Origin of the sequence: Brucella sp. NBRC 14130, assembly GCF_040371715.1 — a bacterium.
GTDB lineage: Bacteria > Pseudomonadota > Alphaproteobacteria > Rhizobiales > Rhizobiaceae > Brucella > Brucella intermedia.
In genome coordinates this window covers 1-12,676 of the sequence record NZ_BAABTE010000033.1, presented here as the reverse complement: position 1 = coordinate 12,676, position 12,676 = coordinate 1, and the positions used below count along the sequence as shown (strand labels likewise).

The following is a 12,676-nucleotide window of genomic DNA, read 5'->3' as shown; positions in this document are numbered from 1 at the left end:
TATATCTGGACCCCGACTGACAGCCTCGACCTCAGGCCTCTTCGGCGCGAGACGTCCATGCTGGCCGCCTGATCACCATATGTTCTCAAATGTCGGACAGATTCACCACTTTCGTGTCGTGACGCCCTGCAGGCGCTGCTCAGCTTCTATCCGAGCGACGAACTTTGCGATGAAAGCGGCGGCCTGGTCGTGTTCCCGTCGAACAGCCAGTTGTCCCTGCGGGCTCACGGCATCGCCGGCACGACTTTGCGCCGGCATCTCGCCGCCCTTGTGGACGCAGGCTTGATCGAGCGTCGCGACAGCCCGAACGGCAAGCGCTACGCACATCGGGGCAGGGGAGGGGAGATCGAGGCGGCCTTTGGCTTCAGCCTGGCGCCCCTGCTTGCGCGCGCCGCCGAGCTTGCGAACCTCGCGCAACAGGTCGCCGCAGAGCGCCTTCGCTTCAAGCGCGCCAAGGAAGCTCTGTCCCTGTGCCGCCGTGATGTCCGAAAGCTGATCTCCGCGGCAATGGAAGAGGGTGCGGATGGTGATTGGGTGACGATCGAAGGAATGTTCATCGGCCTGATGGCACGCCTTCCGCGCTCTCCTCGCCGCGAAGACGTCGATGCTGTGCTCGAAGAAATGGAGCTTTTGCGTGAGGAAATCATCAACCGCTTGGAAATTCAGGTAAAAGCAGCAAAAACGGACGTCAATGACCGCCATGACGGACGTCACATACAGAATTCAAAACCCGAATCCTTCCATGAACTTGAACCTCGCTCTGAAATAGAGCAGGGCGGGATGCCGAGCCAGAAACCGAAACGGATCGCCGAACCGCTGAAGGCATTCCCGTTATCACTGGTGCTGAGAGCCTGCCCGCAGATAGCCGATTATGCGGCGGCCGGCCGGGTTGAAACCTGGCGCGACCTGATGGCGACCGCTGTCCTCGTCCGATCGATGCTAGGGGTCAGTCCGTCGGCCTACGAGGAGGCGTGCGGGGTGATGGGACCCGAAAACGCTGCGGTTGCCGTTGCCTGCATCCTGGAGCGCGCCGAACACATCACGTCGCCCGGCGGCTATTTACGCAATCTCACCCGCAAGGCGGCGCGCGGCGAATTCGGGCTTGGGCCGATGCTGATGGCCGCGCTCAGGGCAAATGGCGGAGACGAGAAGCGAAGCGCGTGACCGCCTGCTTCCCGCCAGTGTCAGGAAATGTCGGGAATCCGGTCGGCGATCTTCACCAGGTAGTCGTCGATGGCCTCCTCGATGTAGCTGTTGAACTTGCGGCGCTCGATGGCGGCGAGGATCTTCAGCTTCTTGTGGACCTCGACACGGATATGGATGCCAGTCGTAACCTTCTCGGTATCGCGGAAGCGCTTACCGGCGATAGGATCGCGGCTTTCGCCCTTGGCAACCAGGTCGCGGAACTGAGTCCGGCCGCCCGCCGCTATTGGCGATGCGCCGCCATCATCGCCAGTCGTCGTCGGGGGAGGGGAGGCTATGGGCTTTTCGCGGACGGATGGCCGGTCGCGGCCGGTCGAGATCAGCCCGAGGACGAGATTCTTGCTGTCTGGTCCTTCGCTCATAGCAGAGCCTCTTTCGTCGTCGACCTGTAGAGGGTGAGCAGTTCGCCGAGGAGGGTTTCCATCTCGGCGATTGCCTTCGGATCGGATTTCGCGGCGGTCTGGAGCGTGCCGGCGGCGCCGATCGACTGATAGGCGGCGCGCCGGGCGATCGGCTGCGAGGATAGAGCGACGCCGCTCTCTCGCAGGATTTCGCGCAGCGGTTCATGGGCCTTGGCCCGGCCGGTGACGAGATCGTGCTGGTTGATGACGATTAGCGCCGGCAGCTTGCGCTTCTGGTCTTCTTCGACCACGGGGATGTGGTTCAGCGCGAGCTGCATGCCGGCGACCACATCGTCCTGGGTCGTCTGCAACGGGATCAGAACGATGTCGGCGCAGTAGAGACCGGCGAACAGGTTTTCGTTCGTCGTTCCCTCAATATCGATGAAGACGATCTTTCCTTCGAATTGGCGCTCCAGCGCCATCTTGTAGATTCGGTTTGGGTCGAGGCAGCTTTCCGCCTCCAGGCGGTCCGGCCAGACCTTCATCTGCTTTGACATCGTGACCCAGCGCATCGTGTTGGCGCGGCTGTCGGCGTCGATCAGGAAGACGTCGTTGCCGGCATGGGCGGCCGTTCCAGACAACGCCCGGACGAGCGTGGTTTTCCCGGTTCCGCCTTTCGGGTTGGCGATGGTGACGATCATTGTGGCTCCTTCATTGCAGTTAACTATAATTAATTCATCTGCCTCCTTTCCGCAACGAAATCATTGCCCGTTGCTCGTTGACCATTGTTGACTAACGATTGATGGCTGCCCACCGACAACGGGCAACGGTGAACGGGCAATCATCAATTGACCGTTGATAACGAGCAATTGTCCGCTGGTAACTAACCGTTGTTGATGGATAATTGCCAATTAACCGCGGTGTCACTGTTAACCAGAGCGCGGGTAACGGGCAATTGTTCATGGGGAGACGCTTTGGCATAGGCGCCGGTCGTGTCGGGTGGGTCGAGAGCGCCTGTCTGTTTGGTGCAGTATCTGTTGAATAAAATATAGTTTAGTTCTCTGTGGCGGGATGGAAGGAGAGGATTTTTGCCGCATCGCGCAGGACCAGCACGTCCTCCCAGGGGATGAAGACGTTGTCGAGCACGAGGATCGCGTCGTTCTCGTCGAAGCGCGAGGAGAGCGGATAGTCGAAGGGATGGGCGGCGGTCGCGGCCGTCTGCTCATAGGAGACGCGGCAGAACATCTTCACGCCCGGCGCATTCATCGGCACGATGAACATGACGGAGAGGGAAGGGTCCTCGGTGACGGTCGCCGAACTCTGGGCGAGGAAATTGCGAGTTGACTAATTTTTATTGCAGTGATATTTCACTGTGATATCAAAATCCGATTTGTGATACCTTCCCGAGAGGAGGTCTTCGCGCCGGAGAGTGGCTGGAGCGGCGGGATATGCCTTGCGAGGAGCATGGATCCAGCGGTTCATCAGGAAAACCAGACCGGATCAACGCGCGGCACCGGCCCCGGCGCGGTTGGACCGAACGCATTTGACAGGGATCGCCGCAATTCGCGGCTCAACGGGAGGATGATCGATCGTGACGGATCGAACCCATAAGAGTGCCATTGAAGTCCGTGACGTGAGCAAGGTGTTCGGGTCGGGTGACAGCCCGTTCAGGGCCCTTGACCATGTGAGTGTCGATATCCGCGAAAACGAGTTCTTCACGCTGCTCGGTCCGTCGGGCTGCGGCAAGACGACGTTGCTGCGCATGATCGCCGGTTTCACCTATCCGACGGACGGCGAGATCCGGCTTCACGGCGAGGATATCGCCGCACTGCCGCCCTATCGCCGCCCGGTCAACACGGTCTTCCAAAGCTACGCGCTCTTTCCGCACATGACGGTCGGCGAGAACATCGCCTTCGGCCTGGAAATGCTCGACCGCCCGAAAGCCGAGATCGCCAAACGCGTCGAGGAAATGCTGGCGCTGGTCAAGATGGGGCACCTCAAGGACCGCAAGACGGCGCAGATTTCCGGCGGCCAGCAGCAGCGGGTGGCGCTTGCCCGTGCGCTCGCCCCGCAGCCGAAGGTTCTGCTGCTCGACGAGCCGCTCTCGGCGCTCGACTACAAGCTGCGCAAGGACATGCAGATCGAACTGAAGCGCCTGCAGACCGAGACCGGCATCACCTTCATCTTCGTCACGCACGACCAGGAAGAAGCGCTGACCATGTCGGACCGCATCGCGGTCATGTCGGCCGGAAAAATCCTCCAGGTCGGCGGCCCGCGCGATATCTACGACCGGCCGGCCGAACGCTTCGTCGCCGAATTCATCGGCGAGACGAACTTCCTGACCGCCGAGGTCGTTTCGGTTGCCGGCGACAAGGCGGATATCGTCCTGCCCGGCGGCACCCGCGTTACGGCCCGCCTGCCCGAGGGCTTCGCACCCGCGGGCAAGGTGACCGTCGTCACCCGTCCGGAACACGCCGCCATCACCGCCAATCCCGAGGGCGCGCATCTTCGCGGCACGCTGGCAAGCGTCGTCTATGTCGGCACGGACACGCATTTCCACATCGCGCTGGAAAGCGGAGAAAGCTTCTGCGTGCGCCGCCAGAACAGCCTCGAGCAGGGCACGCCCCTCGCCGAAGGCGATGTCGTCGGTGTCGTGCTCGAGACGGGCGCGGCGCAGGTGCTGAAAGATTGAGGCCCCGATGAGCACGATCACCAGCACCGCAAGCGAGGCCGCCCGCCGGGTGGACGCGCAGGACATCCGCAAACGCTGGCTCCTCTCGGCGCCGGCACTTCTCATCATCGCGCTCGCGGCCATCGGGCCGCTCGCCATCGTCTTCGTCTATTCCTTCCTGATGCCCGGCAGCTACGGCGACGTCGTCTGGACATTCTCGCCCGATGCCTGGATCTCGGTGCTCTTCGAGAAGGATATCTTCGAGGGCACCTGGTCGATCGCCGACGCACACCTGTCGATCTTCTGGCGTTCCGTCTGGCTGTCTTTGCTGACCACGATCACCACGCTCCTGCTCGGCTTCCCGACCGCCTATTTCATCGCGACACGGCCGGAGCGCACGCGCGAGATCTGGCTCTTCCTCATCACCATTCCCTTCTGGACGAACCTGCTCATCCGCACCTTCGCGATCCAGGAACTGATCCGAAACGAGGGCATGATCAACACGCTTCTCATGAAGGTCGGCATCATCTCCGCGCCGATCCAGATGATGTATACCGACTTCGCGATCCTTCTCGGCATGACCTACGTCTTCTTTCCGCTGATGGTGCTGCCGCTCTATGCCAGCCTGGAGAAGGTCGATTTCCGCCTCGTCGAGGCGGGCTACGATCTCTATGCCAGCCGCTGGCGCGTGCTGAAACGCATCGTCCTGCCACTGGTCAAGCCGGGCATCGTCGCCGGCTCCATCCTCGTCTTCATTCCATCGCTCGGCTCCTACGTCACCCCGCGCATGCTGGGCGGCGGCAGCAAGATGATGCTTGGCAACCTGATCGAACTGCAATTCGGCCAGGGTCGCAACTGGCCGCTCGGCGCCTCGCTCTCCATGGCGCTGCTCGCCATCGTCATGGTCGCGCTCATGGTCCAGGTCAAGTTCACCGGCCGCCAGGGAGGAAACGCCCATGGCTAACCCCACCGAAGCCTTCGACGTCCGCCGCCAGACCGGCTTCCCGACCGTCGCCGTGCTCTGCTTCTTCCTGCTCTACCTGCCGATCGCCGCGCTCGTCGTCTTCGCCTTCAACGACGGCATGTCGATCGCCACCTGGGAGGGCACGTCGCTGCGCTGGTTCGAAGCGGCGTGGAACAACGACAAGGTGGTGGAAGCCTCGATCCGCTCCGTGCAGATCGCCGCCGCGGCCGCCGTCATCGCCACGGTGGTCGCCACCATGGCCGCCGTCGCGACCACGCGCACACGCCAATATCGCGGCCTCAACGCGAAGTACGCCTTCATCAACATGCCGCTGATGGTGCCCGAGATCGTCGTCGCCGTCGCGCTCCTGATCTTCTTCTCGCGCATCAAGATGGCAACCGGCTATTCCGGCCTCGGCTACCTGATCGCCGCGCATACCGCCTTCTGCATTCCCTTCGCCTACCTGCCGATCCGGGCGCGGCTGGAGACCATGGACCTGTCGCTGGAGACGGCCGCCGCCGATCTCTACGCCACCCCCTTCAGGGCCTTCCGACGGGTGACATTGCCGCTGCTCTGGCCCGGTATCCTCGCCGGCCTGATGCTCGCCTTCGTCATCTCGCTGGATGACGTGGTCATCACCGAATTCGTCAAGTCGCGCGGCCAGGACACGCTGCCGACCTACATGCTCGGCCAGCTGCGCCGCGTCGTCACCCCGGAAATGAACGCGATCTCGACGGTCTTCCTCATCCTCTCCGTCGCCATCGTCACCGTCTTCTTCTTCATCAGCCGCAAGAAGGATTAACCCATGGGAGGAAAACACATGACGCGCATTCTCGGCACGGCCACGCTCGGCCTCGCCCTCTTGAGTTCCACCGCCGCATACGCTGCCGGCGAGCTCAACATCTTCAACTGGGGCAACTACACCAGCCCCGACCTCATCAAGAAGTTCGAGAAGGAGTTCGACGTCAAGGTCTCCGTGACCGACTACGACTCGAACGACACCGCGCTCGCCAAGATCCGCCAGGGCGGCCACGGCTTCGACATCGTCGTGCCCTCCGCCAACATACTGCAGATCTGGATCGACGAAGGCCTGCTGCTCGAGGCCCGGCCGGACCAGATGGAGAATTTCAAGAACGTCGACGAGCGCTGGGTGGACGTGCCCTTCGATCCGGGCCGCCACTACACCGTTCCGTGGCAGTGGGGCACGACAGGCGTCTTCACCAACAAATCGGTCTACAAGGGCGACCCGAACACCTCGGCGATCTTCCTCGACCCGCCGCCGGAGCTGGAAGGCAAGATCAAAGTCGTGCCGGAGATGGCCAACATCATGTTCCTCGCCATCCGCTATGCCGGGGGCGAGCCCTGCACGAACGACCTGACGATCCTCAAGAAGGTGCGCGACACGATGGTCGCGGCGAAGGCCAAGTGGCTCTCCGTCGACTACGGCACGATCGAGCAGCTTGTGAAGGGCGACTTTGCCGGCGGCACCGGCTGGAGCGGCGCCACCTTCCGCGCGCGCCTGCAGAACCCCGATATCGTCTACGGCTACCCGAAGGAAGGCTATCCGGTCTGGATGGACAATGTCGCGATCCTCAAGGACGCCAAGAACGTCGACAATGCCAAGCTCTTCCTGAACTTCATCATGGACCCGGAGAACGCCGCCATGATCTCGGCCTTTGCCCGTTATGCCAATGGCATCAAGGGCTCGGAAGCCTTTATGCCGGAGGATATGAAGACGGCACCGGAGGTCGTCATTCCCGAGGGTTCGAAGGCCGCCGGTTCGTTCAACCTCGCCTGCCCGCCGGACGTCCAGCAGCTCTATACGAAAATCTGGACGGACCTGATGAAATAAGCGGGTGGAACCATCGCGGGGGCGCGCCTTTGCCACGGCGCGCCCCTTGCCACTTGCGGTAAAAACCCTTTCGATGCCCTTTCCTTTTCAAGCAGGTCCTTCCCATGAATCTTGCCGAATATGCGAACCATGATGCCACCGGCCTTGCCGGGCTCGTCCAGCGCGGCGAGGTGACTGCGGCCGAGCTTGCGGCGCTCGCCCGGCAGGCCTTCGAGAAGGTGGATCCGGCCATCAATGCCGTGGTCGAGTTCTATGCGGATGCCGAAACCCTGCCAGGCCCCGATGAAGGCGCCTTTGCCGGTGTGCCTTTCCTGCGCAAGGATATCGGCGCGACCGAGAAAGGCCGCCTGCAGGAATGCGGCAGCCGGCTTCTCAAGGGCACCATCTCTCCTCATGACGCCTATTACACGAAGCGCGCCAAGGCCGCGGGGCTGCGCATCGTCGGCCGCAGCGCCGTACCGGAACTGGCCTTCGCCGGCTTCACCGAAACCATCCTGGAAGGCATCACGCGCAATCCCTGGAACCTGGAGGCCTCGGCCGGCGGCTCCTCGGGCGGCGCGGCCGCGGCGGTCGCTGCCGGCATCGTGCCGATCGCGCACGCCTCGGATGGCGGCGGCTCGATCCGCATTCCCGCCGGCTGGTGCGGCCTTGTCGGCCTCAATCCCTCGCGCGGCCGGGTTTCCGGCGGCCCCGACGGTCAGGATTCCCTGTTCGGCCTTGCGCGCGAATTCGTCGTCTGCCGCACGGTGCGCGACATGGCGGCGGCACTCGACGTCTTCGCCGGCCCGGAGCCGGGCGATCCCTTCGTCATCCGCGCGCCGGAAAGACTCTATACGGAAGAACTGGCGCAACCGACCGGCAGGCTGCGCATCGGCCTTGCGCGCACCGCCTGGGGCAGCGTGCCGATCGCCGCGGACGTGCTGGCGGCGCTCGACGAGACGGCCGCCCTGCTTACCGCCATGGGCCACACGGTCGAGGAGATCGCCTCCCCCGTCGAGCCGCGCGACATCATGGTCGGCGTGATGGGCGGCTTCAACCTCGGCCTTGCGGAACTGCCCGCGCTCGCCGCCGCCCTCGGCCGTCCGCTGGACGACACGATGCTGGAGCCGGTGATCCTGAAGCTGATGCACCAGACGCTCGCCATGACGCCGGCCGAAATCGTCAACATCTTCGAGACCATGCGCAAGATCCGCCACGACGTCGCAATCGCCACGCAGCGCTACGACATCCTCCTGACACCGACGACGCCGGTGACGGCGCCGGAGCACGGCCGCTTCTCCACGACCCGACCCGACCTCACCGCCGCCGGCTTTTCCGAGGGCGACACGACGCTGTTCACCTTCCTCGGCACGTTCAACGCGACCGGCCAGCCCTCCGTCAGCCTGCCGCTCGGCCTCGACCGCAACAACATGCCCATCGGCCTTCAGATCGTCGGCCGCTTTGCCGACGAGGCGACGCTGGTGCGCGTCGCACGCGATCTGGAGGAAGCGCGGCCGTGGAGCTGCATGCTGCCGCCGGTACACGCGCTGCGATAGAGAACCTGCGACAGGACGCCACGCGCCATCGCGGCCTTGTTTGATCAATGTCAAAGAAGGAGGGTGTTTCCGGGTCTACCTCTTGCGCATGAACGATTGACGTTCGTCAGCAAGGAGAATTCCAGTGCGTATCATGGCAAAGAGCATCGTCGGCGCGGCAGCAGTCATCCTGGCGTTTGCGCTTCCGGCAGCAGCGGCAGATTTCGAAGTGCATATGTTGAACAAGGGCGCCGAAGGCGCCATGGTGTTCGAGCCCGCCTTCGTGAAGGTCGCGCCCGGCGACACGGTCACCTTCATTCCGACCGACAAGGGGCACAATGTCGAGACGATCAAGGGCATGATCCCCGAGGGCGCCGAAGCCTTCAAGAGCAAGATCAACGAGAACTACAAGGTCACCTTCGGTACGGCCGGCGCCTATGGCGTCAAGTGCACGCCGCATGTCGGTATGGGCATGGTGGGCTTCGTGGTCGTCGGCGATGCGCCGGCCAATCTCGACGCGGTCAAGACCGGCAAGCTGCCGAAGAAGGCCCGCGAGCGCATGGACGCCGCCATCGCGGCAGCAGGCCTCTGACACATCCTTTCGGGGCGGGGCAGGAACCCGGGGCGGAGCGATCCGCTCCGGGTTTCTTTTCGCTTTGTCAGTCCGCCCATTCGGGGTCGGTGGTGAAGGCGATGGTCAGCCAGCGGTCCGGTCCCTCGTCGCCGATCGCAAGGCCGATCTCGTCGCGGATCCTGTCCCAGTCCTGCAGCTTCTTCGCCGGAAAATCCTCCGGCACGATGAAATAGAGCTCGATCTGCCGGCCGCGCCCGACGCGGGCGACATAGGCCCGATAGGAGAGAAAGCCGTGCCGCTCGACGACCGCCCTGGCGACCGCATCGACATGGCTTTTCAGGTCCGAGGGGGTGACGAGCAGGATATCGGCGAGCGCCTGCCGGATCGTGCCGGCCGGGATGGGGATGATCACGAGGCAGACCAGCGCCAGCGCGACAGGGTCGATATAGGGCGACAGCCATTCGTATTGCGTTCCCTGGATGAGGGAGCCGATGACGAAAGCGACGAGCAGCGCGCTCGTCAGCCCTGCCGACATCATCCAGGCCTTGGCGTCGAGCGCCACGAAATCCGACTGGATCGTGCGGTTCGCCCGGCTGCCGATGATCGCCATGGCGATCGTCACCGCGAGCGTCACGACGGCATAGATGATCGCCTGGCCGAAATCGAGCGGCCGCCCGCCCGCCATGATGCTGCCGATCGCGTTGATCAGCGCGTAGATGGCCGCGCCGGTGAGCAGGATGCCGTTGAGGCCGAGCACCATCGGCTCGAGATGCCAGAAGCCCATGGTGAAATGCTTGACGAGCCGGCCCTTGCCGGCCCCGCTGGCCGAAGAGGCGATGAGATTGGCGACGAGCAGGGCAACGACGGTCATCGCCGCATCGGTCATCGCATAGACGCCGTCGAAGACGATGGCGAACGAGCCCGAGAGGATACCGAACAGAATGCCGACGCCCGCAAGCAGGATCGTCACGGCGATGGAAATGCGCAGAACACCCTGTTCCGTCTTCATGGATCGGTCCCTTCCGTCCGGTCTTCCCTGCGGCTTATAGCCGGCGGTCCGGCCAAATTCCATCTTCTGAATGATCCGGATTTACACATTTAATTTTCTAATAGCAGCGTGCCCTGCTAATTTGATGCCACAACCAATGGGATAGCGCATGCTGAAACTCGCTTTGCTCACGGCCTGGCTGTTCCTTGCCGCTCTCTGCCCTCCCCTTCTTGCCGCCGATAACGCCATGACCGCTCAACTCCACAAGGCGGCCGCGGCCGACGATGCCGCCGCCGTAAAGACGCTTCTCGCCGAGGGCGCCGCGATCGACGCACGCGACGCGAGCGGCGCGACGGCGCTGCTGGTCGCCACGCACGGAAACAAGGTGAACGCCGCCCGGGCGCTGATCGAGGCCGGCGCCGACGTCAACGCCAAGGACAGCATCGAGGACAGTCCCTACCTCTATGCCGGCGCCCGCGGCCACCTCGAAATCCTCAAGCTGACGCTTTCCCACGGCGCCGACCTCAAGAGCATCAATCGCTACGGCGGCACCGCCCTCATTCCCGCTTCCGAGCGCGGCCATGTCGAGACCGTCGAGACCCTGATCGCGGCCGGCGTCGATGTCGATCATGTCAACCGGCTGGGCTGGACGGCCCTCCTGGAGGCGATCATCCTCGGCGACGGCGGGCCGCGCCACCAGAAGATTGTCGATCTCCTGGTCAAGGCCGGCGCGAAGGTCGACCTCGCCGACAATGACGACGTGACGCCGCTCCAGCACGCCCGCACACGCGGCTACGGCGAGATCGCCGCCCTGCTGGAAAAGGCGGGCGCGAAGTGACGTTGCAAAAGACTATCGTGAAATACTCACAGCAAAGGGCCTGAGACGATGCAAAGAAGCTACTATTCCTCCCTCGGCGGCCATCCCCCGCAGAGCGACCTCCTGACCGGCCGTGCCGTCTTCACGGAGGCCTATGCGGTGATCCCCAAGGGGGTGATGCAGGACATCGTCACCAGCTTCCTGCCCTTCTGGAACGATACGCGCTGCTGGGTCATCGCCCGCCCGCTCTCGGGTTTTGCCGAAACCTTCTCGCAATACGTCATGGAAGTAGCGCCGGGCGGCGGCAGCGACCGGCCGGAGCAGGACCCGGAGGCCGAAGGCGTGCTGTTCCTCGTCGACGGCGAGGTGGAACTGACGCTGCCGACCGGCAAGCACACGCTCCAGCCGGGCGGCTATGCCTTCCTGCCCCCGGGCCTGAAATGGTCGCTGCACAACCGCTCCGGCGCCCATGCCCGTTTCCACTGGATCCGCAAGGCCTATGAGGCCGTCGACGGCCTGCCGCATCCCGAGCCGCTGATCCTCAACGAGAAGGACATCACCCCGAACGCCATGCCCGGCACGAACGGCGGCTGGGCGACGACGCGCTTCGTCGACCCCAACGACCTTCGCCACGACATGCATGTGACGATCGTCACGCTGATGCCCGGCGCCGTCATTCCGTTCGCCGAAACCCACGTAATGGAGCACGGCCTCTACGTGCTGCAGGGCAAGGCCGTTGTCGTTTGGCATCTAATTGTGAGAATGCGCCCATTTCGACAGACCATGCCACTTAATTTGAGACGTTTCGGCGCGGTTTTCGGCGCTTAACGTTCCCAGATTCGGAAATAACCTTCTGTTATATTTGGTATTTTTCACTGCAGCTTGGCTGTAGAGTGTCATCTTTTCCACGCTGGCCAATCTCAGATTAAGTGCCAAAATCGAACCCGGAATCTCAGATTAAGTGCCCGTTCTCAATTTAGGTGCCGGGCTATCTTGTTGAAACTATTAGTTCCGGAGTCTTGTGATTAAATGCAAAACGACACCAGCAGTTCGATGTGCATGCCAACCAGATCAAACAGTGGAAAGACCAGCTCCTTGAGGGGGCGACGGGTGTGTTCGGCGATGAAACGAAGGCGGAGCCAACGGGTCCGACCGTCGATGTCAAAACGCTGCACGCCAAAATTGGCGAACTGACACTGGAGAATGATTTTTTATCCGGTGCGCTCGGCAAGGCGGGATTGCTGGGCGGAAAGAAATGATCGACCGCGAGCACAAGCTATCCGTGGTGCGTCAGGCGAAGCTTCTCGGCTTCAGCCGTGGAAGCGTCTATTATCTGCCTCGTCCAGTGTCCGACGGCGATCTGGCCTTGATGCGGCGGATCGACGAGCTGCATCTCGATTACCCGTTTGCCGGAAGTCGGATGTTGCAAGGGCTTTTGAGAGGAGAAGGGTTTGAGACCGGGCGGCTACACGTCGCCACGCTGATGAAGAAGATGGGCATCGAGGCGATCTATCGTCGCCCGAACACCTCCAAACCAGCGCCAGGTCACAAAATCTATCCCTACCTCTTGCGCAAGTTGGCCGTCACCAGACCCAATCAAGTCTGGGCCATGGACATCAGCTACAGTGCGCCTCGCCCCAGTCGGGGAGGCATATGACTGGAATGCAAAAGAGAAAGGAGGATGTGAGTATTTGCCTGCCCTCTGCTGTAAGGGGGCATGAGCCCAAGCGGCGGTGACCTGCTGTCAACTGG

The 12,676-nt window shown here is 62.7% G+C and carries 10 protein-coding genes and 4 pseudogenes; 10 read left to right on the top strand and 4 right to left on the bottom strand.

Features of this window, described 5'->3' with window-relative positions; genetic code table 11:
• Positions 1–126: 126 nt before the first annotated feature.
• Positions 127–1,164, top strand: a pseudogene (repC, locus tag ABWW28_RS26800) (plasmid replication protein RepC); the annotation flags it as partial.
• Positions 1,165–1,184: 20 nt separating this feature from the next.
• Here repC and ABWW28_RS26795 read toward each other — a convergent pair.
• The 3 genes and pseudogenes from ABWW28_RS26795 to ABWW28_RS26785 form a co-directional block, all read right to left on the bottom strand.
• Entirely contained in the window at positions 1,185–1,565 is a 381-nt protein-coding gene (locus tag ABWW28_RS26795) for a hypothetical protein (RefSeq protein WP_353392852.1), read from the bottom strand.
• A complete protein-coding gene (locus ABWW28_RS26790; protein WP_353392850.1) occupies positions 1,562–2,245 on the bottom strand; it encodes a ParA family protein in 684 nt (227 codons plus the stop codon). The genes ABWW28_RS26795 and ABWW28_RS26790 overlap by 4 nt, the downstream gene beginning before the upstream one ends.
• A gap of 361 nt (positions 2,246–2,606) precedes the next feature.
• Positions 2,607–2,879 (bottom strand): annotated as a pseudogene (locus ABWW28_RS26785) (4-hydroxyphenylacetate 3-hydroxylase N-terminal domain-containing protein); the annotation flags it as partial.
• 256 nt (positions 2,880–3,135) lie between these two features.
• Between ABWW28_RS26785 and ABWW28_RS26780 the strand changes: the two are divergent.
• The 6 genes from ABWW28_RS26780 to ABWW28_RS26755 all read left to right on the top strand — a co-directional run bounded on the left by ABWW28_RS26780 (position 3,136) and on the right by ABWW28_RS26755 (position 9,137).
• Entirely contained in the window at positions 3,136–4,236 is a 1,101-nt protein-coding gene (locus ABWW28_RS26780; RefSeq protein WP_306032569.1) for an ABC transporter ATP-binding protein, read from the top strand.
• Positions 4,237–4,243: 7 nt separating this feature from the next.
• On the top strand, positions 4,244–5,179 hold the full coding sequence (locus ABWW28_RS26775; RefSeq protein WP_353392848.1) for an ABC transporter permease: 936 nt from the start codon (positions 4,244–4,246) through the stop codon (positions 5,177–5,179).
• The gene (locus ABWW28_RS26770) at positions 5,172–5,981 is read left to right on the top strand and encodes an ABC transporter permease (protein WP_353392846.1); all 810 of its coding nucleotides are present in this window, start codon (positions 5,172–5,174) and stop codon (positions 5,979–5,981) included. Before ABWW28_RS26775 ends, ABWW28_RS26770 begins: the two co-directional genes overlap by 8 nt.
• 18 nt (positions 5,982–5,999) lie before the next feature.
• Positions 6,000–7,031: an extracellular solute-binding protein gene (locus ABWW28_RS26765; RefSeq protein ID WP_353392844.1), complete on the top strand. Its 1,032-nt coding sequence runs from the start codon at positions 6,000–6,002 to the stop codon at positions 7,029–7,031.
• Between the two features lie 104 nt (positions 7,032–7,135).
• The gene (locus ABWW28_RS26760) at positions 7,136–8,566 is read left to right on the top strand and encodes an amidase (RefSeq protein ID WP_353392842.1); all 1,431 of its coding nucleotides are present in this window, start codon (positions 7,136–7,138) and stop codon (positions 8,564–8,566) included.
• A gap of 124 nt (positions 8,567–8,690) precedes the next feature.
• Complete coding sequence (locus tag ABWW28_RS26755; RefSeq protein ID WP_306032574.1) at positions 8,691–9,137, top strand: pseudoazurin; 447 nt, start codon at positions 8,691–8,693, stop codon at positions 9,135–9,137.
• Positions 9,138–9,204: 67 nt separating this feature from the next.
• Here the strand turns inward: ABWW28_RS26755 and ABWW28_RS26750 are convergent, their stop codons facing one another.
• A complete protein-coding gene (locus ABWW28_RS26750) occupies positions 9,205–10,128 on the bottom strand; it encodes a cation diffusion facilitator family transporter (RefSeq protein WP_353392839.1) in 924 nt (307 codons plus the stop codon).
• 148 nt (positions 10,129–10,276) lie between these two features.
• Here ABWW28_RS26750 and ABWW28_RS26745 point away from each other — a divergent pair, with 148 nt between their 5' ends.
• The 3 genes and pseudogenes from ABWW28_RS26745 to ABWW28_RS26735 all read left to right on the top strand — a co-directional run.
• Complete coding sequence (locus ABWW28_RS26745) at positions 10,277–10,945, top strand: ankyrin repeat domain-containing protein (protein WP_502904597.1); 669 nt, start codon at positions 10,277–10,279, stop codon at positions 10,943–10,945.
• A gap of 48 nt (positions 10,946–10,993) precedes the next feature.
• Positions 10,994–11,662: pseudogene (locus tag ABWW28_RS26740) on the top strand (bifunctional allantoicase/(S)-ureidoglycine aminohydrolase); the annotation flags it as partial.
• Between the two features lie 305 nt (positions 11,663–11,967).
• Positions 11,968–12,548: pseudogene (locus ABWW28_RS26735) on the top strand (IS3 family transposase); the annotation flags it as partial.
• Between the last annotated feature and the right edge of the window lie 128 nt (positions 12,549–12,676).